The organism is Actinomycetota bacterium, assembly GCA_019347575.1.
Taxonomy (GTDB): Bacteria; Actinomycetota; Nitriliruptoria; order Nitriliruptorales; family Nitriliruptoraceae; genus JAHWKY01.
Window position 1 is genome coordinate 1 of sequence record JAHWKY010000033.1, and the last position, 25566, is coordinate 25566.

A 25566-nucleotide genomic window follows, 5' to 3' on the forward strand; every position below is an offset into this window, starting at 1 on the left:
GCAGGCGGCCTCACGGTCGTCAACGAGGTCGTGCTCAACCAGGTCCTGGTGGAGATCGGCGACGAGACCGAGACCGACCGTGCGATCGCCACCATCCAGGACCAAGGGACGTGCTGGCTCGGCGGAACCACGTGGCGGGGCAGACGGCTGCTGCGTGTGTCGGTCTCGAACTTCTCCACCACCGAGGCCGACGTGGACCGCTCCGTCGCCGCGGTCCTCGCAGCCGTCGCCTGACCGGAGAGGGCGTCGTGGAGGTCCACCTGCGTACCGAGCGGCTGACCCTTCGTCGGCTGACCTCCGACGACCTCGACGAACTCGAAGCCCTCGACTCCGACCCCGAGGTGATGCGCTACATCAACGGAGGCCGACCCACGCCCCGAGAGGTGCTCCGCGACGAGCACCTCCCCGCGTGGCTGCGGTGGTACGAGCGCGGTGAGGCGTGGGGCTTCTGGGCGGCTATCGACGGGGAGACCGGGGCGTTCCTGGGTTGGTTCCACCTCCGCCCCGGCGCCGACGACCCCGATGACGAGCCCGAGCTGGGCTATCGCCTGCGCCGGGAGGTCTGGGGCCGCGGCCTCGCGACGGAGGGCTCGCGGGCGCTGATCGACCAGGCGTTCGAGGAGTTCGGGGCGCGCCGCATCTACGCCACGACGATGGCGATCAACCTCGGGTCGCGTCGCGTCATGGAGAAGGCCGGGATGCGCTTCGTGCGCCTCTCCCACGGCGGATGGCCCGAACCGATCCCCGGGGACGAGCACGGCGACGTGGAGTACGCCATCACGAGGCAGCAGTGGGACGCCGACCGCGCCGCCGGCTGAGCACCCCGACCGTGTGCATCCGTCCCCGGTTGCCAGTCGGATCCGTCGGATCGATCCGCACCTGCTCGCCCCGCCCCACGCGCTCCTGTGACGGCGGGAGGTCGTCGAGCTACGCTTGCGGCGGCGGTGTGTCACGCCGGACCTCCACCTCGGTTCCCGCGCGACCGAGCCTGGGAGGCGAAGGGGACCTCGAGTGCTCGACACGGGTTGGTCGCTGTCGTGTCCTGCGTGCACGTCGGCGAGCGCGGGTCGTCGGACGTGGACGCCTGACACGTGAGGCAGCAGACATGACCCGCAACGAGTCCTTCAAGCGCCGCATCCGCGCGCGCATGGCCAAGACCGGAGAGAAGTACGGCGCCGCCCGGCGCGTCCTCATCGAGCAGGCGACCCGCCGCAGCTCGGCGGGATGGGTCGCGGAACCCGAGCAGACCGACGAGGTCATCCGCGACCGGACGGGGCGCGGGTGGGACGAGTGGCGCGAGCTCATCGATGCGTGGCCCGGGCACGACGAGGGCCACGGTGCGGTGGCGGCTTGGCTGCAGGCCGAACACGACGTCGACGGCTGGTGGGCCCAGGCCGTGACCCTCGGCTGGGAGCGCATCACCGGCCGACGCCTGCGGCACCAGATGGTAGACGGGACGTTCACCGCCAACCGCTCCGCGACCATCACGGTCGAGGTGGACTCGCTGCGCGAGCTCCTCCTCGACGCGGACGGCCGTGAGCTGCTCTTCCCGGGCATCGACGTCGAGCTGCGATCGCGTCCGACCTCCAAGAACGTCCGGCTCGGGCTCGGCGACGGGATCGTGCAGATCGCCATCGTGCCCCGGGACGATGACCGCGCGACGGTCCATGTCGCCCACGAGAAGCTGCCGACCGCGGACGAGGTCACGCTCTGGAAGGAGTTCTGGGGCGACTGGTTGGCTGCTCTCGACGGGGGCTGAACGGGCGTCGAGCCATCGAGGTACGTGATCCGGTGCCGTATCGCACCGGATCACCTACACCGACATCGCCGAGTGCGGCACCGGCTGGTCTCCTATCGCGACGCGCGAACCCGGGGGGCGTGGAGCACCCGCCTCCACCAGCGGCGTACGGCATGATGTGGGTGTGAGCGACCGCCTGAGCCTCCGACCTCTTCGGGAGACCGACCTCGAGCAGCTCGACCGCCTCGCGGTGGACCCCGATGCGCTGCGACCCTTCGGCTGGTTCGGCTACCAGCCACCAGGGCGGCGCCGAGCGCGTTGGGAGGAGGACGGGTTCATCCGGCCCGACTCGACGATGCTCGCGGTGGCCCTCGATGACGTCACCTTGGTCGGGATCGTCAGCTGGATGCAGGTGCCGCAGAACGGACCGGCGGATGGCTGCCTCGAGATCGGCGTCGCGATCTTCCCCGAACACCGCGGCCAGGGGTACGCGACCGAGGCGCAGCGCGCGCTCGTCGAGTACCTGTTCGACAGCACCCTGGCCAACCGTCTCCAGGCGACCACCGACATAGAGAACATCGCCGAGCAGCACGCACTGGAGCGGATCGGCTTCCAGCGCGAAGGGGTGCAACGGCAGGCTGTCTTCCGGGCGGGAGGTTGGCACGATCAGGTCATGTACGCCCTGCTCCGCGACGAGGCGCTGCCCGAGTCGTAGCGAGCGACCTCGTGCGCCGAAGTCGGCGTAACGCGTCAGGCGGCTGCGCCCCATCCGCGCTGGTATCGCAACCCAGGAACGTGCGATGTAGCAGCATCGATGCGCTGGACGGTGAGGCTCCGCAGTCCTCGGCCTCAGCGGATCCGATCGCGCTTCTCGAGCGGCGGAACGAACGGTGGGACCTGTCCACCGGTGGCGCCGTGGCCGCCGTTGCCGGGGATGAACCACGGCGTCTCGACGCCCGGGGCGTGGCCATGCTGGCTCCGCGCCTCGCGGACCACGATGACGACGAGCCAACCCGTGATCACCGCGCCTGCGCCCACTATCAGCCAGTAGACGACCGCACCCATGATGGCTCCTCGTGCCAGATCCATCATCGTACGTCTCCCGAACGAGCGCGGTGGCCATCTCGGGAGAACGGCTCAGCTCGCCGTGAGCAGACCCACGCCGAGCGCGATCAGACCTGCCGCGAGGATGAGCCCGCCGGCGTAGACCAGCACGATGGCGCGGTTGGGCTCGTCCACGTCCTTGCCGAGGCTGGAGAAGAAGAACCCGGCCGGCATGAGGATCGCGGCGATGGGAACGCCGGAGCGCGCGAGCAGTCCAAGTGCGTCGGTCTCGAGCCCCACCGTCTCGGCGTAGAGCAGCGCGACCAGCGACAGGATCAGCAACACCCCCGCGTGCGCGTGCCCCGCTCGGGCGAACCTCAGCTGGAACGGGGTCGCGGGTGCAGCGCCCCGCACGAGCCGCACGAGGTACAGGCCCCCGGTCTCGACCGTGACCAGGCTGAGTACCAGGATCGCCGCGAGCGTGCGTGCACCGTCGGACAGTTCCATCGGCGGACCTCCTCTCGGATCCGGCGCGCGAGGTGGCACGCCTCAGCCGTCCACGCCGCCCGCAACCTTAGGCTGGCGCGCGACGTCCGACCCTGTGGAGGGACACGGATGCGCTGGAGCCTCGTGATCGTCGTCGCACTCACCGCCGTCGCCTGCGGTGGGGGTGGGGAACCAGCGCCATCGGTCGTCGAAGGGTCCGGCGAGGTCCCTCGCTGCGAGGACCTGGAGCCGATCGAGTTGCCGTCGGAGCACCTGCGCGACGAGCCGGTCTACGTCGGCAACGAGCAGCCGGTGGAGGAGCTATCGGCCTGGGCACAGAGCCGGCCCGGCTTCGAGGAGCTGTGGATCGATCGCAACCACCTGGGTTGGGTCGTGCTCGCCTTCAGCGAGGACGCCGAGGCTCGACAAGCGGAGCTGGCTGAGCGCTTTCCTGACGTCGGAGCGGTGGTCGTCGCCGTCGACTGGACCATGGCGGAGCTCGAGGTCCTCCAGCAGCGGGTGCACGAGGGGGTCGACCTCGAGTCGTACACGAGCGGGGTGGACATCACGCGCGGCGTGGTCGAGGTCGGGGTCGGGGCGCTGACGGACGCGAACATCGCTGCGGTCGCCGATCGCTTCGCGGGCGAGCGCGTCTGCGTCTCCGGCAGCGACCCAGCGAGCGTGCCGGAGGAGGGACCGCAGCCGCAGGCGGGGGAGGGGTGGCGTCTGCTCGCGGACGAGCCGGTCGGCGAGCCCTACCGGACCTGGATCGCGGCCGACCAGGATGCGTACGCGCGCCTGTGGTCGGAGATCGGGCTCAGCGGTGAGCCACCGGAGGTGGCCTTCGACGGCGAGGTGGTGATCTGGTTCGGGGCGGTCTACAGCGGCAGCTGTCCGCGCATCCGCCTCGACGATGTCGTCATCGACCACGATCGTGCGCTCGTGCACGCCGAGATCGTTGAGCTCGGCGCCGAGCCCGCCTGTACCGACGACGCCAACCCTCGCGCCTACGTCGTCGCGGTCGAGCGGTCGGTGCTGCCCTCAGGACCGTTCGCGATCCAGCTCGGCCCCGAAGATCCGCCCGGTGGCGCGTTCGAGGAGCGCACCCTCATCGAGGTGGACCTCACCGAGCGGGGCAGCGCCCCGGCTCCCGACGAGATCGGGCCGGACCCCGCGGCCGCGGAGCCACAGCCGACGACCGTGGGACCGGGGGAGATCATCGAGACCGGGTACCCCGCGCTCTACCGCTTCTGGCTCCACTGCGGGCCGGAGTGGCTGGGGCCACTCAACGACGTGATGTGGCGCAGCGACGTGACGCAGATACCGCCGGAGTGGCGCGAGCGGATGCACGACTCCGAGGAGCTGGTCGTCGAGGTGCTCATCGAGACCGATCCGGCGACCCTCACCGCGACCGCCGGGGACCACACGATCGTCTACCGGCCGAGCCCCGAGGACCCACCTGGCTGCGACTGACCCGGTCAGGCCGTGAGGAACCAGGGACTGGTGTAGGCGACGGCGGCGCCGAGGCCCTGCCACGCCTCTGGGGCGCGGGACTCGATCGGCGTCTCGGGGTCGCTGATGCGCAGGAACACCCAGTCGCCGTCATCGATGCTCAGCGGCGGGGCGGACAGCTCGACGACCGGCTCGGTATCGGCCGGCACGACGATGTCCTGGGCGTGCAGCAGCGTGGGCTCGTCCGTCCCGGGACGCAGGACCTGGACGCTCAAGGGCTTGCCGAACCAGTCGGGGCCGCGGTCGATGTCGACCGCGAACGTGACCGGACCGGCTGCGATCGGTGACCCCATGCGCGCCCCGTTGGCGCTGGCGTCGATCCGCAGACCGGCGTGCTTGGTGGCGAACACCCGGCGGCTACGCAGCGCCTCGTGGACACCGTCGCGGGACAACTCCGTGACGTACATCCCGCCCCGACCCTTGCCCGCCAGGCCCCAGTTCTCGCCGTGCTCGTCGCTCACGCCGATCAGCCCGACACGCCAGCCGGCGTTGAGGCAGGCGTTGATGGGGGAGGGGCGGTCCTCGTCGCGACCCACGAAGAGGAAGTCGGTGGTCATGGTGAAGATCTCGCACGACACGAGCCGGTCGATCGCCTCCGGGAACAGCGCGAACCGGTCGAAGTCGTACGACCTCGGGTGGTTGAACCCGGCGAGCCCGTCCATGCCGCCGCCCTCGTCGACCGGTGTCCGCAGCCACTCGTAGAAGCCGTCGATCGACGCCAGCGGTTCGGGGATGCCGTAGGTCGCCTCGTGGATGTCGCGGATCGGCAGCTGCGCCGGGGCGTAGTCGGAGAGGTAGCCGGTCAGCCCGCGCGGGCTCATCAGCGACTCGGTCTCCTTCGGGTCGGTCCAGTTCTGGGTGAGCCAGACGTTGATGTGGCCGAGGTGGCCGGTGGTCCACTCGAAGCCACGGATCGCGGTGAAGGCTCCGGGCTCGTCGGCGGCGTCGGCGTAGGCGCCGATCTCCTGCCACTTCTCGTCGTGGATGCCGAACGCGTAGGAGCACTGACCGGAGTGGCACAGGGTCTCGCCGTTGTCCTTGCCCTGGATCGCGTGGTCGGTGAGGGCGGCGACGTCGAGGCCCGCGTCGCGCATCTGTGGGTAGAACCCCGAGGGGTCGCCGGAGCCGTCGGACAGCAGGGAGTGGTTGTGCAGGTCGGTGTGGACGAGGAAGGTCCCGTCGTCAGGGAACAGCCGCGACACCCGTGACGTGCCGAACTGCGCCATGGGGCTCTGCGCCCCGAGCGAGCGTGCGGAGCCCGCCAACAGCAGCGCCCCCGCCGCCCCTGCGGCCTTCAGCAGATCCCGCCGCCCGATCCTGGCCGCCATGCCGGTCCTCCGCGTCGCGTCGCGATGCGAGAGACTTCCGCAGCGAACTCCCGGACTCCTGCTCCAGCTCGCCGCCTCTCGGTGCAGCTACCAATGGCCAGCCTGAACGAGGTGATCCGTCGAAAGGCGCGCGACCCGAGACGTTGACGCTGTGCCGACGGGGCGGTCGCGACCGCTTCGACGTAGCCCCCACGGAGGCTGCGCCCTCCGACCTCCAGCAGCCGCGATACCACCGCAGCGTGCGCGAGCAGCTCGCCGTCCGAGGAGGTGACGGTCACGTGCCACCCGCCGAGGGTACCGTCGCGACTGACCACGGACGGGGGCAGGAACTGGCAGCGGGGGACGATGTCACGGCGGACGAGCCGCGGCGTTCGGTGTGGTCGCGGCTGCGGGGCGCTTCGCCCCGCACCCTGGCCTGGATGGTCACCGTCCCGGTGCTCGCGGGGGTCGGGGCGGTGCTCGCGGGGTCAGTTGCACAGGACGGCGACCTCGACGTCCCTTCCGCGCCCGCGACCGCCCCGACCGAGTCGCCGACGCAGCCGGTCGTCTCGGAGTCACCGGCGGCGCCTTACGTGGTCGTGGCGATAACCGACGGCGACACGGTGGACCTCCTGGGACCCGATGGCGCGATCACCGTGCGCCTGGCGCAGGTGGACGCGCCCGAGGTGGGTGAGTGCTGGGCCAACGAGTCGACGGCCGGCCTGCACGAACTCGCCCCGCCCGGCACCGCCGTCACGGTGCGCCGGCCCGGCCCACCCTTCACCGACACGTACGGGCGGACGCTTGGTGAGCTACTCCGCGACGACGGCACGTCGATCAGCGTCGAGCTGGTCGGCGGCGGGGACGCCGGGTTCGATGCGCGCTTCGCCGACGAGGACGCCGACCTCGCCGCGCGGCTGCGCTTCGCCGAGGAACAGGCTCGCGCGTCGCGCGTCGGTCTCTGGGGCGCATGCGGCGGCCCTCACGAGCCGGTTGCGGCATCTCCTCCGGGTGGGCGCGCGGCGCCCCGTCAACACCTCTAGAGTGGCTCGGTAACCCGACCCCAGGAGCACCGATGCCACACGACCTGACCATCGTCCTGCAGAACCGCCCCGGCACGCTCGCCGACGCGAGCGAGGCGCTCGGCAACGCCGGCATCAACATGCTCGGGGTGTGCGGCATCCCCTGCGAGGGGGAGGGGATCTTCCACGTCCTCGTGGACGATGTCGATGCGGCCCGCAGCGCGGCGGAGGGGGCGGGGTTCGAGACGCGCGACGAGCGAGAGGTCGTGGTCGTCGACGTCGAGGACCGCCCCGGGGCGCTCGGCGAGCTCACACGGCGTATCGCCGACGAGGGGGTCAACGTCGACCTCATCTACCTCGCCACCAACACCCGCGTCGTGCTCGGTGGCGGCGACGTCGAGGCCATCCAGGCCGCCATCTGACCTAGGCGCATCCCCCCGCCCCGAGCGGGCCGGGGGAGACGCCGTCGGGGTGGTTAGCCGGCGAGGTCCACACGCTCGTCGTCCATCCCATGATCGGAGCAGTAGGGCGGCTCGGTGTCGGGCAGCGGCTTCATCGTGGTCGCCGACACCGGCTCGGAGCCTGCGGCCCAGAGCGTGACGGTCACGACATCGTCGCAGCGGATGTCGCTGTGCCAGATCAGTTCCCGCACGGTGTAGTGGTAGGTGGTGGGTCCGCTCGGCGTCTGGGCGGCTCCGGCGATGGTCCGCCGCTCGACGACATCGGCGGCGTTGCCGTCGAACCCAGCCGCGGGTGCGGTCTCCCAGCGCCAGACCACGGGGTGTCCGTCGCGGGGGACCGGGAGGCGGTAGGACGCCTCCGCGAAGCAGATGTCCACGTCGCACTCGACCGTGAGGTGCGGGACCGTCACCGTCTCGGGAGTTGGCGTCACGGCGGCGACCACCGCCACGGCCACGACCCCCAGCGCCACCACCAGAGTTGCCCATCGGAAGCTGTCCACGATCGCTCCTTCCACGTCGGCGTCGTCTCGAGCGGATGCTCGTTCGCATCGTCGGGACGGTCGCTTCGCAGCGGTTCCGCAGCGGCGAAACCGGGACGAAACCGCGCACGCTTGGCTCTACGGACGCGCGGTGGTTGGCTCTTCGGTGGCGCGGGGGAGTGGCATGCGGATCGGGATCCTGGGACCCCTGGAGGTCGTCGGCGGCGACGGCACCAGACGTGACCCGTCCGCGGCCCGCCAGCGCCGCTTGCTGCTGGCGCTGCTGGTCTGGCGCGGCGAGCCGGTCTCGATCGACCGGCTGGTCGACATCGTGTGGTCGGGCGCCGAACTCCCGCGCGATCCGGTCGCGACTCTGCGCACGTACGTGACCCGCCTGCGGACCGTCCTCGACCCCGATCACGTCGGCGGCCAGGCGCACTTCCTGGTCGGGGCGGGCGACCACTACCGGCTCGAGCTCGACGGACACGATCTCGACGCGACGCGCTTCGAGGAGGACCTGGCCCGGGGTCACGACGCGCGGCCGCGCGATCCGGCGGAGGCGCTGCGCTTCCTGGACCGCGCCCTGATGCGGTGGCGCGGACCGGCGCTGATGGAGGTCGCCGACGAGCACTGGGCCCTTCCGGAGGCGGTTCGACTCGAAGAGCTGCGACTGCACGCGATCGAGGAACGCTTCCAGTGCCTCCTCGATACGGGCGCCCACCTCGAGACGCTGGGGGCGCTCGAACGTCACGTCCGCGAGCACCCGCTGCGCGAGCGCCCTCACGGGCTGCTGATGCTGGCGCTCGACCGTGCCGGCAGGACCGCGGACGCGCTCGAGGTGTTCCGAAGCTTCCGGCGGCGCTTGGCCGACGAGACTGGCCTGGACCCTTCCGCGGATCTCGCACGGCTGCACGACCGCCTGCTGGGTCACAGCGACGCGGAGGTGTTCGGCGCCGCCGCTGCGGGTGTCTGGAACGAGCTACCTCCGACGACGAGTCCCCTCGTGGGGCGCGACCGCGAACTGCGGGCCGTCCGGGACCTCATCGGTCGAGCGGGCCTCGTCACCGTCACCGGCACCGGCGGGGTGGGTAAGACCCGACTGGCGCTCGAGATCGCCCATGTCGACCGCGACACCGGGACCTCGGTGCTGTTCGTCGAGCTGGCGACGGTCACCGCCAGCGATGACGTCGCCGATGCGGTCTTCTCGGCGCTGCGGCTCCCGGCCGCCGGCCGCACCGACGCGGTCGCCGGGCTGGTGCGTGTCCTGAGGGCGCGCCCCGGGCTCGTCGTCCTCGACAACTGCGAGCACGTCCTCGCGTCCGTGTGCGAGCTGGTGGAGCGTCTCCTGCGGGACTGTCCCGAGCTCACGCTGCTGACGACGAGCCGGGAGCCCCTGGGGATCGAGGGCGAGCGGGTCTACCGGCTGCCTTCGCTCGAGGTGGCTGACAGCGTCGCGCTGTTCCGTGAACGCGCCACTTCGGTGGCTTCGCTCGCGACCGACGACCCCGCGGACGACGCCGTCATGGAGCTCATCTGCCGTCGGCTCGATGGCATCCCCCTCGCCATCGAACTCGCCGCGGTCCGGACCGGGCACCTGTCGGTGGCGGAGATCGCCGACCGGCTCGACGAGCGCTTCTGGCTGCTGACTGGTGGTCGTCGCGCACTCCCACGGCAACAGACCATCGCCGCCACCATCGACTGGAGCTACGACCTGCTCGACGCCGACGAACAGCGGCTGTTCCGTGCCGCCTCCGTCTTCGTGGGCGGTTTCGACGTCGCGGCGCTCGCGGCTGTCGCGCAGGTCAGCGACCATGCCGCTGTCGACGTGCTCGCCTCGCTGGTGGCCAAGTCCCTCGTGGAAGCGACCGTGGGTCGCGAGCACGCCCGTTACCGCCTGTCCGAGACCGTGCGCCTCTACGGCCTCGAGCGCGTCCGCGACCGCGGCGACCTCGCGTCGCTGCGGCAGCGGCACGCCGAGCACTACCTGGGACGCGCGGTAGCGGTCCCACCGCGGCTGGCAGACCTGCCTGCGGGCGGGGGCGAGCGGACGATGTGTCGCATCCGGCTCCAGCCCATGGTGGAGGGTGACGACCCGGACCTCGCCAACCAGCTCGAGGCCCTCGCGTGGCTCGACCGTTGCGGCGACCTCGTCGGCTGCGGCAGGCTCGCCGCGCGGATGGCCACCGTGCTCGATCAGCGCGGCTTCCTCGACCCCGACCGGCGCTACCTGCGGCGCGCCGACGTCGCCGACGCGCTGGCGAACCCCGAGGAGCGCGCCTTGTACCTCGTCGCCTCGGCGCTCCAGGCGCCGTACTTCGGCAGCTGGGCCGAGGAGCTGCGCTTCGGCGAGGCGGCGATGGCGTCCACGAGTGACCCGCAGATGTCCGCCGTGGCAGCCGCGCTCACGACCCAGGCTTGCCTCGCCTTCGACCTCGACCGGGTCCCCGAGTTGGCGGAGACGGCGCTGCGGGATCTGTCGCCCGAGGCACACCACGCGCGGTTGCTGCTCCGCGGGCAACAGACGCTGCATCTGGTCATGAAGGGCCACCTCGTTGAGGCAGTCGAGCGACTCGAGGCGCACGCCCGCGCGGGTGACGTGTTCGCCGCGGGAGAGCTGCGCGTGCTGCTGCACGTGGTCGATGACGACGACCGCGTCGAGACGGTCGCTATCCCCGAAGCAGCGGAGGCCGAGCATGTGGCGCTGTGGAGCTACCGGTGGCCGCTGACGGAGGGACTCGTGGCGGCCGCGCGCGGCCGCCACGCCGCCGCCGCTGCGGCGCTGGTGCGCGCCGGGGAGATCATCGCCACGAGTCCGGTGAGCCTGCTGGACCGTGACCTGCTGATGGCGTGCGCCGTCGCCACCCACCACGCCGGCGGCGATGCCGTCCACGCGCTGCACCTCACCACCGTGGCCGAGGGACGCTGGCGTTCGCCCGCTTCGCGCGTCCTGTACCGCCACTACGCGCCCCGCATCCGCGCAGCGGTGAGCGATGGTCAGCTCGAGGCGGTGGTCGCCGTGGCGAGCGAACTGCGCCCCGCCGAGGTCCTCGAGCAGGAACTGGCCCGCCTCCGAATGGTGGTCGAGGACGCGCGGAGACGACCCGAGCAGGCGCCTACGACACCGGGTGCACGAAGCCCGAGATGACGAGGTGGAGCACGGCGACGGACTCGTTGGACTTGAGCGTGCAGATGCTGACCTCGTGCGGCGACCCGAAGTGGTCGGTGTCGGTCACGAAGAAGGGCACCTCCCACCTGCCGTTCTTCCGGCTGTCGAGCGGGATCTCATCGACCTGACCGGTGGGGGCCAACTGCCACTCGAGGCTGATCGCCTCGACGTTGAACGATTCGCCTCCCACGTGGATCGTCCGCACCTCGAGCACGGTCCCTTCGGGCGCTTCGATGGGTGTGCACTACCGGCGAGGTCTCGCTCCTACCGTTCCCGCTCCCACCCATCCGTCTCCCTTTCGCGTGGCGACTCGCGTCGCGAGTCGCGGCCGGCGTCTACTCCTGGCGCTGCACGCCGGTCCCCGCCACCGTTGGCGCGGATGGCCGGTTGTCGCCACCGGGGCGCTCCTCCGGCTGGAACGGAGGGCTCGCCCGTGGAACGACGTGGCGATCGGGGTCGGGGCGATGTGCCAGCGCGGATGGGGCGCTTAGGCTGGATCCGGTCGACCGAACGAGGATGGTCCGGTGAACAAGCTGCCGCTCATGGTCCGGTTGCGTGCGGCGCTGAAGCGCGCGGCGTACTCGGGGCCGATGCGGGACCGGTGGCAGCGCCCCGACGAGGTGCTCGCGATCCTCGACCTCGAGCCGGGGCAGCGCGTCGTCGACCTCGGTGCAGGCGGCGGCTACTTCACGTTCCGCCTGGCCCGTGCCGTCGGGCAGGATGGCCGGGTGTTCGCCGTCGATCCCGACCGGGACATGCTCGCGTGGATCGCCGCGCGATCGGACCGCCAGGGCTACCCCCAGATCGCGACCATCCAACCGCACGATGGTGAGCTCGAGCTGCCCGAACCGGTCGACCGGATCCTGACGGTCAACGCGTTCCACCACCTTCCTGAGGACCGCGCTCCCTACTTCGCTCAGCTGGCCGACGCCCTGGCACCGGGTGCGCGGATCGCGATCGTCGAGGCGCAACCGCGGTGGTTCCTCTTCGGGCACGCCACCGAGCCGGAGACGATCCGGAGGACCCTGACCGAGGCTGGCTACCAGGTGGTCGCGGAGCACGACTTCCTGCCGCGTCAGAGCCTCACGGTCTTCGAACGCTGACCGGTCCGGTCCGATGCCGCAGCTGCGTCCTGCACGACCGGAAGACGTCGAGACGATCCTGTCGCTGTGGGCCGAGTCCGCGGCAGAGCCGACCCACACCGACGATGTCGCCAGCCTCATCCGACTGATCCACCGCGACCCCGACGCACTGATCGTCGCGGAGATCGACGGGCGGATCGTCGGCACGGTGATCGCCGGTTGGGACGGCTGGCGCGGATCCATCTACCGGCTCGTGGTGGCGCCACCGCACCGACGACGGGGCCTCGGACTGCGGCTGCTCGCCGATGCCGAGCGACGGCTGCGGGACGTCGGGGCGGTGCGGTCGCAGGCCATCGTGGTGGAGACGGACCCCCAGGCGACCGGGGCGGGCGGGGCGACCGCCGCCGCCGACCACCTCGAGCAAACGCTGACCCGTCGCGCTGTGGCCTGATCCGCAGGTCGGTGTAGGTGATCCGGTGCGGGACGGCAACGAACCAGCTACCTCGACGGTTCGGTCGCGTCCCGAGCCGCGGGTCCGTGTCCGGGGAGCCCGAGCCTCACCTGCGAGCTCGGTTTCCCGAAAGGGAAGCGGAGCCTGCGCTCAGGTACGCCTCGTGGAGGGGTCCCGCCTGGCAGGCTTCTCCCACGTTTGGGGAGGGACGATGGCGAGCTCCGAACACGTGCAGACGGAGCAGCCCGACCGTGCCTCCGGACCCTCGAGCAGCCGAGAGTCCACCGCGGAGGGTCCGACGGAGGGCACGGAGGGTGCCAGCGTCGTTGCGCGCACGGCGGGCGCGCCGCTGGATCGACGCACGTTGCTGGCGATGCAGCGGACGGCGGGCAACCGTGCCGCCGCGCAGGTCGCAGGCAGGCGCGCTCCCAGCAGCGGCCTCTCGCTGCCCGGGGACTCCGACGCAGCGAGGCGGATCCTCGGCTCCTCCGCGTCCGAGGTGAGGATCCACACCGGGACCGACGCCGCTGCGGCGGCCGGTGATGCCCTCGCGATGACAGACGGCTACGACATCCACCTCGGCGCCGGCGCCCCCGCCCCGACCTCGCCCGAGGGTCGGGCCCTGCTGGCCCACGAAGCCGCCCACGTGGTCCAGCAGACCCGTGCCGGCGTCACGGTCAGCCGGCAGCAGGCCGAGGAGTCCGCTGACGCCGCCATGCTCGCCGCCGTCAGCGGACGTCCGATCCCGGACCTGCCGCAGGCTCAGGGGCCGCACTTCTTCGAGGCTCGCTGGCACCAGGCGACGTTGACGAACGCGATGGAAGAGGCGGGCTTCAGCGACCAGGAGCAGGAGGAGGCGTACTTCGCCAACTGGTGCCGTGATGTGTCGCAGGCGTTCGTCCCCGCCAGCGAGAGGATCGGCCACAGCAACGTGATGACGATCCTCAACGCCATGTCGCAGCTGAAGTTCGGTCGCTCGGTCAGCGCGAAGGAGATGGGCTCCTACAGCCGGCGCGAGCACATCGATGCCCCGGCGGGCCAGATCACGGCAGGTGGACCGGCTGGGATGGAGTTCGGCGGGGATCTACCCGAGGTCCGCGAGAACCTGCCGGGTCGCGGGGACATCGAGTCCCCGGAGGACGATCTCAGTCCGGAACGGATGGCCGCCCTCTACCAGGTCGACGCGTCCGGCGTACCGGCCTACATCTACGAGTCCCGTGACTACATCGAGGAGCAGGCGCAGCAGTCCATCGAGCACATCCGCAGCGGGGAGCGCGGGCAGGCGCTGGGGAACCTCGGCAACCTCTCGCACACGATCCAGGACCTGTTCGCGCACTCCAACTGGGTCGAGGCGGCGATCGGCAAGCTCATCCAGGACGAAGACATCCAGCTCAACCTCAGCGACGAGTTCACGCCGGCGAACGACCAGGAGCAGGCGGCGGTCGACAACATGCGCGAACGCCAGGCCGCCAACCAGCCACTCATCGAGAACTACGCCGCGGAGATCCGAACCGGCGCCGAGGAGGTCCGCCCCATCCTGATGACGGGGACGTTCTCGGGCTCGCTCGGTGAACCCGGCCACGACACCCTCATCTCGCTCAAGCACGAGCTCGAGCACGTCCTGGCCAGCCACAGCCCGTTCAAGGAGGGCGGGACGCCAGGTGACGCCTGGTGGGATCTGGCCATCGAGCTGCTCGACAGCGCCGAGGAGTCGGCCGACGCAGGCGCCCTCGGAGAGATCTTCGTCGGCTCGGTTGAGGAGGTGCTCGCGAACACGAGCCTGGGACGTCGCGTGGACTCGCTCCTGCAAGGCGTGACCGGTGTCACGGGGGGACTGGAGGGACAGGCCCGTGGCCAGCTCGGGCAGGGGGTCCTGGGTGACGTGGCGGCCTGGGGCGCGCGACAGGTACACGGCGCCGCCACGGCCGTAGCCAGCGACTGGCGCCAACCCCTCCGTGACGTCGTCGCGAGGGTGGTCAACACCGCCTTCTCGGATGTCACCTGGGCCAAGCTGCTCGTGTACTACCAGAAGGGCGAGGGCGTCGTCGCCGGTGCCTGGGAGGCCCTCAAGGAAGCGGTCCGCGGCCTTCCCGCGGCCGTGCGTGCGCTGATCCTGCCCAAGCTCGCCGAGGCGGAGCGCAAGTTCAAGGAGCAGGTCCGTCGCGCCGGCGAAGCAGCGTGGAACCGCGCCGTCGGAACCGTGCTCTCGATGATCAGCGACCAGACTCAGACGACGAACGTCGCGGAGACGTCGTTGCAGGTGAAGCTCGAACGGTTCCAGAAGGCTCTTCCGGAGCTGAGGGACAACCTCCTCGACGCCATCGACCGGCTGGCCCCGGATGACCGCAAGGCGGACTTGCGGCAGACGCTCAAGGCCCTACCCCTCCCCAAGGTCGTCGGGTTCCTGAGCTCCCCAGCCTTCCAGCAGGCGCTGGGATCGCTGGATGCAGAGCGCCAGCAGGAACTCGCCAAGGCGGGCCGCGAGTTCGCCGAGACCGACGAGCGTCGTCGCCAGATCGAAGCCCTCCCGGAGTGGGCACGCGCGGGCCCGTCACACTCGCAGATCGCCAAAGACCACGCCACCTCTCCGTTCTTCGGCGCCGCCTTCGCGATGGCCAACGCGGCGGACCGGCTCGTGGTCCGTGCGGTGCGCCGCGCGTGGGTGGATGCCGGCTACCAGAGCCCGACCGGCCCGGAGGGACAGGACTTCGGCGAACTCCCGCCAGAGGGCGAGGAGGCGAGTGACGACCAGTACGGGACTGGCCTGTCCACCCTGGAACAGGAACGCCGGCGCCGCTTCCTCGAGACCCGACGCAGCGCTCAGGAGGTCCTCGAGCGCGGTCACGGCGACATCGCGCTGCCGGGCCGCGAACTCGCGGCCATCGGGGACCAGCTCGAGACCTACATCGTGACTCTCGAGGAGCAGGTACCCGGCGCGCGGGTGGCGTTCCGCGGCCTACTGGAGGCGCTGCGTCGGACCGCGACGGGTGAGGTCATCATCGCCGAGCTCGACCGTGGCCAGCGCTGGCTGCGCGAGCAGGCCGACTACGAGCTCGAGGAACGCACGACGTGGACCGAGCGGCAGAGGTGGTACCGGCGCATCGAACAACTGATGGCACGCGTCCGGTCGGTCGTGCAGCTACTGAGCGCCTACTGCCGCCCCGACGAGTCACACGCTGACCACGCCGCGCACCAGGGTCTGCCGGAGGGTCACCGCGACGAGACACTCGACGAGCATGCGCAGCACGCGGGCCGGCCCGACGAGCACGCTCAGGAGTCCCCTGAGCAACACGCGGCCCACGCATCGCGGCCGCCCGGGCACGAGACGGAGACGCCCCAGCAGCACGCCCCTCACCTCAAGCGACCTCCGGGCCACGAGGGCGAGACGCCCGCGGAGCACGCTCGGCACAACCCCGACACCGAGGTCCACTACGGCCGTCAGATCGACACGCTCGACCGCTTCCGGGGTGCGTCCCCCCTCAAGCCGCCGGAGGTCGGACAGCTCCCCGCGGGTCACCTCTCCGAGCGTGCCGACCGGCGCAAGCGGCTCGAGGCTGCGCAGGGCGCCGAGCGGGCGCTGCTGGAGCAGATCCGGACCGTGTTCGGGCACCCCTACGACACCACGTGGTGGCGGGAGACGCTGATCGGATGGAGCAACCGCAACCGACAGGTCCTGGCCCAGTACGTCATCGCCCGCAACGAGGGCCGCGCGGGTTCCCACGCACACTGACCGGCGGTAGTGTCCCCCTCGATCGGCTACGACGGGACGGGCGATCGCGACCTACGACCGGCGTGCCTTCCTACGCCGAGCTGGCCTCGTGTCTGCCGGCGCCGCTGCGGCGCTTGCCGCCCCGCGCCCCGCCGCCCGCGCTGACGCCTCGCTCGCGCCCTTCCTCCACGGCGTAGCGTCTGGCGACCCGGCATCCGACCGCGTGATCCTGTGGACCCGCGTCACGGTCGACGGCGACGCGCCGGTCGAGGTGACCTGGGAGGTAGCGACCGACCTCACGTTCACGGACCTCGTCCGCAGCGGGATCGCGACGGCCACGGCTGCGCGCGACTTCACCGTGAAGATCGATGCCGACGGGCTCGCGTCGGGGCGCTGGTACTACTACCGCTTCACCGCGCTCGGGAAGCGTTCGCTGACAGGCCGGACCCGCACCGCGCCCGACGGCGCGGTCGATGGGGCCCGCTTCGGTGTCGTGTCATGCGCGAACTACCAGCACGGCTTCTTCAACGCCTACGCGCTGCTCGCCGAGCGGGGCGACCTCGACGCCATCATCCACTGCGGCGACTACCTCTACGAGTACCAGCTCGTCGCTGAGGGAGGCTACGGCGAGGACGAGGCGAACCTCGCCGCGCCCCGCCGTCACGAGCCCCCGAGCGAGATGATCGCGCTCGCCGACTACCGGACGCGCCACGCGCAGTACAAGCTCGACCCCGACCTGCGGCGGCTGCACCAGCTCTACCCCTGGATCACCACCTGGGACGACCACGAGTCGACCAACAACTCCTACCGGGACGGCGCCGAGAACCACGACCCCGAGACCGAGGGCGACTGGGAGGTCCGCAAGGACACCTCGCGGCGGGTCTACGACGAGTGGATGCCGACCCGAGTCGAGCGCCCCGACCGGCTCTGGCGCAGCCTCACCTGGGGAGATCTGCTCGAGGTGCTGGTGCTCGACACGCGCCTCGAGCGGGATGAGATCATCGGCAGCATCGGGGTCACCGTCCTCAGCGATGAGATCGACGATCCCGACCGGATCATGATCGGGGAGGCGCAGCGCGACTTCCTCTACTCCCGCCTCTCGGAGACCGACGCGGCGTGGAAGGTCATCGCCCAGCAGACCATCATGGCGCCGTGGAACGCCCTGTCGTTCCCGTCCGTGCCGGGCGCGCCGGACGCTCCCGTGCCGGTGCTGCGCGACGACGGTAACGCCGCCAACCCCGACCAGTGGGACGGCTACACCGCCGAGCGCGACCGACTGTTCACGCACATCCGCGACAACGGCGTCGAGGACATCGTCGTGCTCACCGGTGACGTCCACTCGTTCTGGGCCATCGACCTCACCGACCGCCCCTTCGACCCCACGAGCTACAATCCGGTCACCGGCGAGGGCGCGATCGGGGTCGAGTTCGTCACCTCGTCGGTGACCTCGAGCGGCCCCGTCCCCGACGGCGTGCCACCGGACTCCGTGCTGGCGATCGAGGGCGGTACCCGCGCCGACAACCCGCACGTCCGCGACACCAACTTCCGCCGCCGCGGCTACGTGGTGCTCGACGTCACGCCGGAGCGTGCGCACGCCGACTGGTGGCTGCTCGAGACCGTGCAGGAACCCAGCCTCGCGCAGGAGTTCGGCGGGGCGTGGCAGGCGCTGCGGGGCGACAACCACCTCAGCCCCGCTACCGGTCCGCTCGACGACACCGCCACCGCCCCGCCAGCCCCCGACGCCACCCCGGACCCCGCGCCGACCGGGCCCGACCCCGGCTCCCCGCCGCCGCCTCCCGCCCCGTCCCCGCTGCCCACGACCGGCGCGGGCCTCGCCGCGCTCGGTCTGGGCATCGCCGCCGCCGGCGCCGTCCGCCTCCGGGACCGGCGCCCCCCCGAGCGCTGACCCCGCCCGTCCGGGCCCTCACTGCGTGTGGAGTTGTGCTCATAGGTGAGGCCAGGTCTCCACGGAGCGGGGTGGGTGGACGGCGGGGCGCGGGTCGGGACGGGGTCGCCGCAGAGGGGGCGCTACGGTCGTGGCACCGCGGAGGGAGGATCACCGATGTCGGGCACGCCGCTCGTCGTCCAGCGCGCGCTGGTGTCGCGCCGCGGCTTCCTCAAGGCCGGGGTCGCCGCGTCGGGCACGCTCGCGCTCGGGCCAACCTTCTGGAGGCGCGCGTACGCGCAGCAGTCCCAGCTCACCATCGGCGACGGCCCGTACGGCTCGCTCCAGCCGCCTGATGCGAACGGGCTCATGCTCCCTGAGGGCTTCACCTCGCGTGTCGTCGCGCGCAGCAACCTGCCGGTCGGGCTCAGCGGCTACTTGTGGCACATCTGGCCCGACGGCGGGCACTGCTTCCCCACCGACGACGGCGGTTGGGTCTACTGCTGCAACTCCGAGAACCCGGTTCCCAGCGACCAGCCGGGCCTCAACGACCCTCACATCGGCGGGGCGAGCTCGATCCGCTTCGACCCGGAGGGCAACATCGTGGACGCGTTCCGCGTGCTCGGGGATACCCGCTCCAACTGCGCCGGCGGCCCGACCCCCTGGGGCACGTGGCTGTCGTGCGAGGAGTTCCAGATCGAGCCCGGCGACGCGGGGCGGGTGTGGGAGGTCGATCCGCTCGTGCCCTACGCCGACCAGGAGGTCAAGGTCCACGACGCCATGGGCTCGTACAAGCACGAGATGGTCGCCATCGACCCCGAGCGCCGCCACCTCTACCTCACCGAGGACCAGGGCCACGACGAGGACGAGGGCGACATCGGCGGCCTGCTCTATCGCTACACCCCGAGCGCGTGGCCGGACCTGTCGGCCGGGCTGCTCGAGGCCGCGGTCGTCGCCGCCGACGGGCGAGTGAGCTGGATCGAGATCCCCGACCCGGGCGGCGATCCCGTCGAGACCCGCGAGCAGGTCGACGCCGCCCACTTCGACGGCGGCGAGGGCTGCTGGTACGACAGCGGCCACGTCTACATCACGACCAAGGGCGACAACCGCGTGTGGGACCTCGACATCGCCGCGGAGCGTCTGGGCATCCTCTACGACGATGACGACTTCGACGAGCCGGTGCTGCAGGGCGTCGACAACATCATCGTGTCGAGCTTCACCGGCGACATCCTCGTCGCGGAGGACGGCGGCAACATGGAGGTGGTACTGATCACCCCGGACGGTGTCGTCGCGCCCCTCGCGCGCGCCACCGGTCCGGAGCACGGGAGAGACAACCCCGCACCTGGCACCGACGTGGGGCCGATCCCCGTGGGCGACATCCCGACGGAGTCCGAGATCACCGGCCTCGCGTTCAACCCCGACGGATCACGCCTCTACTTCAACAGCCAGCGGGGCGCGGTGTGGGGCATCACCTACGAGGTCACCGGACCGTTCGTCGAGGGCCGCGAGGCGGTCGCGCCACCGGCATCACCGCCGACGTCACCGCCCGCGCCCGATGGCGGGGGGACCGGCGGACCGTCCCTGCCGACCACAGGCGGAGGTCTCGCCCTCGCGGCTGGGGTGGTCGCTGCCGCTGCCGCCCTCCGCCGACGCGGCCGACGCACGGACGGCTAGCAGCCGGCTCCGGTGCTGCAAGCCCCAGCTCGAGGCTGGCGGCAAGCTCGAGCACTTCCCCTACTCCGCGCTCGGCGTGGCTGCTCACGGCACGAGCAGGAGCTTGCCCCGGGTGCTGCGGCCCTCGAGGTAACGGTGCGCCTCGGCCGCCTCGGCGAGCGGCAGCGAGCGGTCGATGCGGACGTCGAGCTCGCCCGCTGCGATCCAGCCGAACACATCGGCGGCACGCTGCTCGAGCTCGCCGCGGTCGGAGGTGTAGTGCGCCAGCGATGGCCTCGTGAGGAACAGCGACCCCTTGCGGTTGAGGGTCTGGGGATCGAACGGCTGGACCGGACCCGACGACTGGCCGTAGAGGACCAGACAGCCGCGGGGCCTCAGACACTCCAGACTGGCGTCGAAGGTCGTCGCGCCGACCGAGTCGTAGACCACATCCACACCTTCCCCGCCGGTCAGCTCGTCCACGGCGTCGACGATGTCCACGTCGGTGTAGGCAACGACATCGTCAGCACCGAACCCTCGAGCCAGGTCCAGCTTCTCGTCTGTGGAGGCGGTGCCGATGACCCGCGCGCCTCGTCGCGCCGCGAGCTGCACGAGCAGGTGCCCGACCCCGCCGGCCGCCGCGTACACGAGCGCGGTGTGGCCCTCGCCGAGCGGGAAGGCGTCGTTGCTGAGGTAGTGGGCCGTCATCCCCTGCAGCATCACGGCCGCCGCGGTCTCGAGCTCGATCTCGTCAGGGACCGCAACGAGCCGGTCCGCTGCGACGACCTGCTGCTCGGCGTAGGCACCCGGCACCAACGCATGAGCGACACGATCGCCGACCGACAGCGCGGTGACGTCGGGGCCGACCGCGTTCACGGTGCCGGCAGCCTCCACACCCGGCACGAGCGGGAGCTGCGCGGGGTAGGCGCCGGTGCGGAAGTACACGTCGATGAAGTTGACCCCGGCCGCGGCGACCTCGATCCGGACCTCGCCCGGGCCGGGCTCGGGGACGTCTACCTCCTCGATGCCGAGCACCTCGGGACCGCCGTGATCGCGCACCTGGACGGCTCGCATCGGGACCTCCCCTCGGGCGGCATCACCCTACCGTTCGACCCCTTGACACGGGTGCCGGGTTCGCGCTTAAGGTCCGTTCCATCCTCGGGCGGCGCCCGCGAGGGTGGCTGCCCCCTAGAGGGGAAGGAGCCGCCCGTGTCACGCCACGACGTCCCGCATTTCACCTTCGATCCACGTAGCCGCCTCTACCTCACCCGCCGTACGTTCCTCAAGAGCGCCGCGTTCGCCGCTCTCGCAGCGGCGTGCGGCGGTGACGACGATGTCGCCGTCGAGCCCACCGGCACGAGCGCGCCGAGCCCGACGACGACGTTCACCGAACCGAGCACGCAGCTGTCGGGTGAGCTGCGCATCCTGCTGTGGAGCCACTTCGTGCCCCGCCACGACGAGTGGTTCGACGGCTTCGCGCAGGAGTGGGGCGACTCGGTGGGGGTCAACGTCACGGTCGATCACATCGCCGTCGCCGACGTGCCGGCGCGCATCGCCGCCGAGATCCAGTCCGGATCGGGACACGACCTCATGCAGTACATCGCCCCGCTGCCGCAGTTCGAGCAGTCGGTGGTCGACCTCGCCGACGTCACCGAGGAGGCGGAGAGCCGCTTCGGGGCGCAGAACGATGTCTGCCGCAACTCCAGCTTCAACCCGACGACCGGCAAGTTCTACGCCTACGCCCCGGGCTGGGTGCCCGATCCGGGCGACTACCGCAAGAGCCTGTGGGAGACTGCCGGCTTCCCCGACGGGCCGTCGACGTGGGACGAGTTGCTCGAGGGCGGCAGCAGCATCCGGGCGGACCAGGGCGTGCAGATGGGCATCGGGATGTCCCAGGAGATCGACTCCAACATGGCCGCCCGCGCGATGATCTGGTCGTTCGGCGGCGCGATCCAGGACGAGGAGGAGAACGTCGTCCTCAACTCGCCGGAGACCATCGACGCGGTCGACTACATGAGGCGACTGTTCGAGGGGGCGATGACCGAGGAGGTGTTCGCCTGGACCGCGGCGTCCAACAACCAGGGCCTGATCGCCGGTCAGCTCAGCTACATCCTCAACTCGATCTCGGCCTACCGGACGGCGCAGAAGGACGTGCCGGAGACCGCTCAGGACGTGCACTTCGTGCCAGCTCTTGAGGGGCCGGCCGCGGCGCTCGCGGCCCAGCACGTGATGTACAACTGGATCGTGCCCGAGTTCTCGGCGAACGTGGACAACGCCAAGGAGTTCCTCCTCCACTACACCGCGAACTTCGAGTCGGCCACCTTCGAGTCGGAGCTGTACGACTTCCCCGCGTTCGCTGACCTCGTCCCGGAGCTCAACGACTGGCTCGCCGAGGATCCGTTCGCGCTCGAGGGCGAGGCCACGGACAAGCTGGTGGTGCTGCAGGATTCTCTCGACTGGACCGCGAACGTCGGTCACCGCGGTCCCGCGAGTGCGGCCATCGGGGAGGTCTTCGGGACCTTCATCGTCCCCAACATGATGGCTTCGGCCGCGCGAGGCGAGCAGACACCCCAGGAGGCGGTCGAGGCCGCGGCCGGTCAGGTCGAGGCCGTGTTCGAGAAGTGGCGGGCGGAGGGCCTGGTCGGCGGCGGGACGTAGATGGCCGTCGTCGAGGTCCGCGACCTGACCAAGACGTTCGACGGGGACGTCCGCGCCGTCGACGGGGTCGACCTCGCGACCGAGGAGGGCGAGTTCCTCGTTCTCCTCGGCCCGTCCGGCTGCGGCAAGACCACGCTGCTGCGCATGATCGCGGGGCTCGAGCGCCCTACCAGCGGCGAGGTGCTCATCGGAGGCAACGTCGTCAACGTGCTCCCGCCACGTGCCCGCCAGGTCGCCATGGTGTTCCAGAGCTACGCGCTGTACCCGCACAAGACGGTCGCTGCGAACATCGAGTTCCCCTTGAAGGCCGAGCAGCTCGCCGCGGACGAGCGGCAGCGCAAGGTCACCTGGGCGGCCGCGCTGCTCGGCATCGCCCACCTGCTCGACCGCAAGCCCCGGGCGCTGTCGGGCGGGGAGCGCCAGCGCGTCGCGCTCGCCCGGGCGCTCGTGCGCGAGCCCAGCGTCTTCCTCCTCGACGAGCCGCTGTCCAACCTCGACGCCAAGCTGCGCGCCACCGCGCGCGACGACCTCAAGGAGTTCCAGGAACGCATCGGCACGACCACGATCTACGTCACCCACGACCAGGTCGAGGCCATGGGGATGGGCGAGCGCATCGCGGTCATGTCGGACGGTCGTGTGCGTCAGCTCGGGCCTCCGCGGGACGTTTACTCCGACCCGGCGGACACCTTCGTCGCCACGTTCATCGGCTCCCCCCCGATGAACCTCGTCGACCGCCGTGACCACATCCTCGGGTTCCGGCCCGAGGCCTTCCTCCCGGCCGAGAACGTCGTTGGCGACGATCGGGTGAGCTTCACCTTCGAGGTCGGACGCGTCGAGCACCTCGGCTCCGAGCGGCACGTCTACGGCACGGTCCCGGGCCTCGACGAGCGGACGAAGGTCATCGCGAACCTGCCGTCGACGATCACCACCGAGGTCGACGCCCACCGTGGGCACGAGTTCGCTGTGCACGCTTCGGACCTGCGCTTCTTCGACCACGAGACCGGCGAGCGCACCGCGCCGCGGCCGCTGCGCTCCGGGGACCACTCCCGATGAGCGCCCCGGGTCCCGAGAGCGACCGCCCGGGCGGCGTCGACGTCATCGCACTACCGCGTCTGCCCCAGGCGCCGCGGCGGCGCCTGGCCGACAACGAACCTGTCCTGGCACGTCTGATGCTGCTGCCCGCGATCGTCTACATCATCGCGCTGGTCGCGGTCCCGTTCTTCCTCGCCATCGTCTTCGCTTTCAGCGATGTCACCGTCGGAGATCCCAGTATCGACCTGGTCGGCCTGCGCAACTTCCGCCGCATCTTCGCCGACCCCGTGTTCTGGCAGTCGCTGTGGAACACGTTGATCTTCACCGGTGTGTCGATGACCCTCACCGTGGTCCTCGCGAAGGTGCTGGCGCTCATCCTCATCGCCGACTTCCGGGGCAAGTGGATCGTGCGCTTCCTGATCCTGCTGCCGTGGACCACGCCCGTCGCGGTGGCCGCGATCACGTGGCTGTGGACGCTCGACTCCATCTTCAGCCCCATCGACTGGATCCTCCGCCAGCTCGGATTGCTCGACGGCAACCTGCTGTACCTGGGCCGCCCGGGCCTCGCGATGTCGTCGATCATCGTCGTGCACGTCTGGCGCCTCGTGCCCGTCGCCGCGATCATCATCCTGGCGGGCCTCATCGCGATCCCCGACGAGATCAACGACGCGGCCGCCATCGACGGCGCCGGGTTCTGGCGCAAGCTGTGGGAAATCACCATCCCGCTGACGCTGCCGGTCATCGCGGTGGCCACGCTGTTCGGGGCGATCCTCACCTTCACCGACATGGGCATCGTGTTCGTCCTCACGCGGGGCGGGCCCAACAACGCGACGCAGGTGCTCACGAGCTGGGCCTTCTTCCGTGGGATCGAGGGTGGCCAACTCGCCGAGGGCGCCGCCATCGCGCTGTTCCTCTTCCCGCTGCTGCTGGCGGCGGCGATCGCGATCCTGCGCGCAGTGAAGCGCATGGAGGTGATGTGACGTGAGCTCGGCCAGCGTCACCGACCCCGTCTACGTCGCGCGCATCCGTCGTCGTGCCGAACGTCGTGGCGTGTTGACCCGGGCGGGCCTGTACGTGGCGGCGATCGTGGCAGCGTTGCTCGCCGCGTTCCCGTTCCTCTACGGCTCCATCACCGCGTTCAAGGCCAACAGCGACCTGTACACGCGCGACAGCAACCCGTTCATCTTCAACGACGCGCCGACGCTGCAGCACGTCGACTTGCTGCTGTTCGACACCGCCTTCCTGACGTTCGTGTGGAACACGTTCCTCGTCGGGGCGCTGGTCGTAGCGATCACTTTGGCGATCGGTCTGCCGGCCGCCTACAGCCTGGCGCGGCTCGACATGAAGTGGGGTGGAGCGCTCGCTATCGCGATCTTCTTCGTCTACCTCATCCCGCCGTCGCTGCTGTTCCTGTCGCTGTCGCGGATGGTCGTGTTCCTGGGCCTGCAGGACTCGATCTGGTCGCTGGTCATCGTCTACCCGACAATCACCGTGCCGGTCTCGGTCTGGCTCCTCATCGGGTTCTTCAGGACCGTACCGCGCGACATCGAGGAGCAGGCGATGGTCGACGGCTACAGCCGCGTCGGGGCGTTCCTACGTACGGCGCTACCGCTGGCCTTCCCCGGCATCGTTGCCGTGGTCGTGTTCGCGTTCACGCTCGCGGCCCATGAGTTCATCTACGCGCTCGCGTTCGTATCGGCGACGAGCGACAAGACCATCTCGATCGGCGTCCCCACTGAGCTCGTGCGCGGAGACGTCTTCTTCTGGCAGTCGCTGCAGGCTGCCGCCGTGTTCGTCGCCGTGCCGATCGCGTTCGCGTTCAACCTGATGCTCGAGCGGTTCATCACGGGGTTCACGATGGGAGCCGTCAAGGGCTGAACC

The 25566-nt window shown here is 70.7% G+C and carries 22 protein-coding genes and 1 pseudogene; 17 read left to right on the forward strand and 6 right to left on the reverse strand.

All coding sequences use genetic code 11. From position 1 onward, the window contains the following. The 4 genes from KY469_18020 to KY469_18035 all read left to right on the forward strand — a co-directional run. Window positions 1–234: aspartate aminotransferase family protein (locus KY469_18020; protein ID MBW3664996.1), on the forward strand; the 234-nt coding region annotated here is incomplete at its 5' end. A 14-nt stretch (window positions 235–248) separates the two neighbouring features. Then, window positions 249–818 (forward strand): GNAT family N-acetyltransferase, encoded by a 570-nt coding sequence (locus tag KY469_18025; protein MBW3664997.1) that lies wholly within the window; start codon window positions 249–251, stop codon window positions 816–818. A gap of 287 nt (window positions 819–1105) precedes the next feature. Then, window positions 1106–1759 (forward strand): DUF4287 domain-containing protein, encoded by a 654-nt coding sequence (locus KY469_18030; GenBank protein MBW3664998.1) that lies wholly within the window; start codon window positions 1106–1108, stop codon window positions 1757–1759. 163 nt (window positions 1760–1922) lie between these two features. Further along, on the forward strand, window positions 1923–2453 hold the full coding sequence (locus KY469_18035; protein ID MBW3664999.1) for a GNAT family N-acetyltransferase: 531 nt from the start codon (window positions 1923–1925) through the stop codon (window positions 2451–2453). A gap of 134 nt (window positions 2454–2587) precedes the next feature. Here KY469_18035 and KY469_18040 read toward each other — a convergent pair whose 3' ends face one another. Together KY469_18040 and KY469_18045 are read right to left on the reverse strand one after the other, a co-directional pair. Further along, the gene (locus KY469_18040) at window positions 2588–2803 is read right to left on the reverse strand and encodes a hypothetical protein (protein MBW3665000.1); all 216 of its coding nucleotides are present in this window, start codon (window positions 2801–2803) and stop codon (window positions 2588–2590) included. A 72-nt stretch (window positions 2804–2875) separates the two neighbouring features. Beyond that, window positions 2876–3289 carry a hypothetical protein gene (locus KY469_18045; protein MBW3665001.1) on the reverse strand — a complete coding sequence of 138 codons (414 nt, stop codon included), beginning with the start codon at window positions 3287–3289 and terminating at the stop codon, window positions 2876–2878. Between the two features lie 108 nt (window positions 3290–3397). On the opposite strand from KY469_18045, the gene KY469_18050 reads away from it, so the two are divergent. After that, a complete protein-coding gene (locus tag KY469_18050; GenBank protein ID MBW3665002.1) occupies window positions 3398–4741 on the forward strand; it encodes a hypothetical protein in 1344 nt (447 codons plus the stop codon). Between the two features lie 5 nt (window positions 4742–4746). Here the strand turns inward: KY469_18050 and KY469_18055 are convergent, their stop codons facing one another. After that, window positions 4747–6108: a DUF3604 domain-containing protein gene (locus tag KY469_18055; protein MBW3665003.1), complete on the reverse strand. Its 1362-nt coding sequence runs from the start codon at window positions 6106–6108 to the stop codon at window positions 4747–4749. A 278-nt stretch (window positions 6109–6386) separates the two neighbouring features. Between KY469_18055 and KY469_18060 the strand changes: the two genes are divergently transcribed. Both KY469_18060 and KY469_18065 read left to right on the forward strand, forming a co-directional pair. Then, window positions 6387–7130 carry a thermonuclease family protein gene (locus KY469_18060; protein ID MBW3665004.1) on the forward strand — a complete coding sequence of 248 codons (744 nt, stop codon included), beginning with the start codon at window positions 6387–6389 and terminating at the stop codon, window positions 7128–7130. 32 nt (window positions 7131–7162) lie between these two features. Beyond that, window positions 7163–7531 (forward strand): ACT domain-containing protein, encoded by a 369-nt coding sequence (locus KY469_18065; protein ID MBW3665005.1) that lies wholly within the window; start codon window positions 7163–7165, stop codon window positions 7529–7531. A 53-nt stretch (window positions 7532–7584) separates the two neighbouring features. On the opposite strand, the gene KY469_18070 is transcribed toward KY469_18065, so the two are convergent. Continuing rightward, window positions 7585–8070 carry a hypothetical protein gene (locus tag KY469_18070; GenBank protein ID MBW3665006.1) on the reverse strand — a complete coding sequence of 162 codons (486 nt, stop codon included), beginning with the start codon at window positions 8068–8070 and terminating at the stop codon, window positions 7585–7587. A 163-nt stretch (window positions 8071–8233) separates the two neighbouring features. On the opposite strand from KY469_18070, the gene KY469_18075 reads away from it, so the two are divergent. Beyond that, the gene (locus KY469_18075; protein MBW3665007.1) at window positions 8234–11194 is read left to right on the forward strand and encodes an AAA family ATPase; all 2961 of its coding nucleotides are present in this window, start codon (window positions 8234–8236) and stop codon (window positions 11192–11194) included. Here KY469_18075 and KY469_18080 read toward each other — a convergent pair. Next, window positions 11163–11429, reverse strand: a complete 267-nt coding sequence (locus KY469_18080) for a hypothetical protein (protein MBW3665008.1) — start codon at window positions 11427–11429, stop codon at window positions 11163–11165. The two genes, KY469_18075 and KY469_18080, sit on opposite strands and share 32 nt — an antisense overlap. Window positions 11430–11739: 310 nt before the next feature. On the opposite strand from KY469_18080, the gene KY469_18085 reads away from it, so the two are divergent. The 5 genes and pseudogenes from KY469_18085 (at window position 11740) to KY469_18105 (ending at window position 19836) form a co-directional block, all read left to right on the forward strand. Next, on the forward strand, window positions 11740–12318 hold the full coding sequence (locus KY469_18085; protein ID MBW3665009.1) for a methyltransferase domain-containing protein: 579 nt from the start codon (window positions 11740–11742) through the stop codon (window positions 12316–12318). A gap of 13 nt (window positions 12319–12331) precedes the next feature. Then, on the forward strand, window positions 12332–12748 hold the full coding sequence (locus tag KY469_18090; GenBank protein MBW3665010.1) for a GNAT family N-acetyltransferase: 417 nt from the start codon (window positions 12332–12334) through the stop codon (window positions 12746–12748). 211 nt (window positions 12749–12959) lie between these two features. Next, window positions 12960–16478, forward strand: coding sequence for a DUF4157 domain-containing protein (locus tag KY469_18095; protein MBW3665011.1), 3519 nt, complete (start codon window positions 12960–12962; stop codon window positions 16476–16478). An 88-nt stretch (window positions 16479–16566) separates the two neighbouring features. After that, a complete protein-coding gene (locus KY469_18100; GenBank protein MBW3665012.1) occupies window positions 16567–18363 on the forward strand; it encodes an alkaline phosphatase D family protein in 1797 nt (598 codons plus the stop codon). A 156-nt stretch (window positions 18364–18519) separates the two neighbouring features. Next, window positions 18520–19836, forward strand: a pseudogene (locus KY469_18105) (DUF839 domain-containing protein). A gap of 264 nt (window positions 19837–20100) precedes the next feature. Here KY469_18105 and KY469_18110 read toward each other — a convergent pair. Then, window positions 20101–21069 (reverse strand): quinone oxidoreductase, encoded by a 969-nt coding sequence (locus tag KY469_18110; protein MBW3665013.1) that lies wholly within the window; start codon window positions 21067–21069, stop codon window positions 20101–20103. A gap of 135 nt (window positions 21070–21204) precedes the next feature. Here KY469_18110 and KY469_18115 point away from each other — a divergent pair, with 135 nt between their 5' ends. The 4 genes from KY469_18115 to KY469_18130 all read left to right on the forward strand — a co-directional run bounded on the left by KY469_18115 (window position 21205) and on the right by KY469_18130 (window position 25563). Next, entirely contained in the window at window positions 21205–22653 is a 1449-nt protein-coding gene (locus KY469_18115) for an extracellular solute-binding protein (GenBank protein ID MBW3665014.1), read from the forward strand. Then, window positions 22654–23706 (forward strand): ABC transporter ATP-binding protein, encoded by a 1053-nt coding sequence (locus tag KY469_18120; GenBank protein ID MBW3665015.1) that lies wholly within the window; start codon window positions 22654–22656, stop codon window positions 23704–23706. It abuts the gene before it with no gap. 116 nt (window positions 23707–23822) lie between these two features. After that, on the forward strand, window positions 23823–24665 hold the full coding sequence (locus KY469_18125; protein ID MBW3665016.1) for a sugar ABC transporter permease: 843 nt from the start codon (window positions 23823–23825) through the stop codon (window positions 24663–24665). Window position 24666: 1 nt separating this feature from the next. Beyond that, complete coding sequence (locus KY469_18130; GenBank protein ID MBW3665017.1) at window positions 24667–25563, forward strand: carbohydrate ABC transporter permease; 897 nt, start codon at window positions 24667–24669, stop codon at window positions 25561–25563. The last annotated feature ends 3 nt before the right edge of the window (window positions 25564–25566 follow it).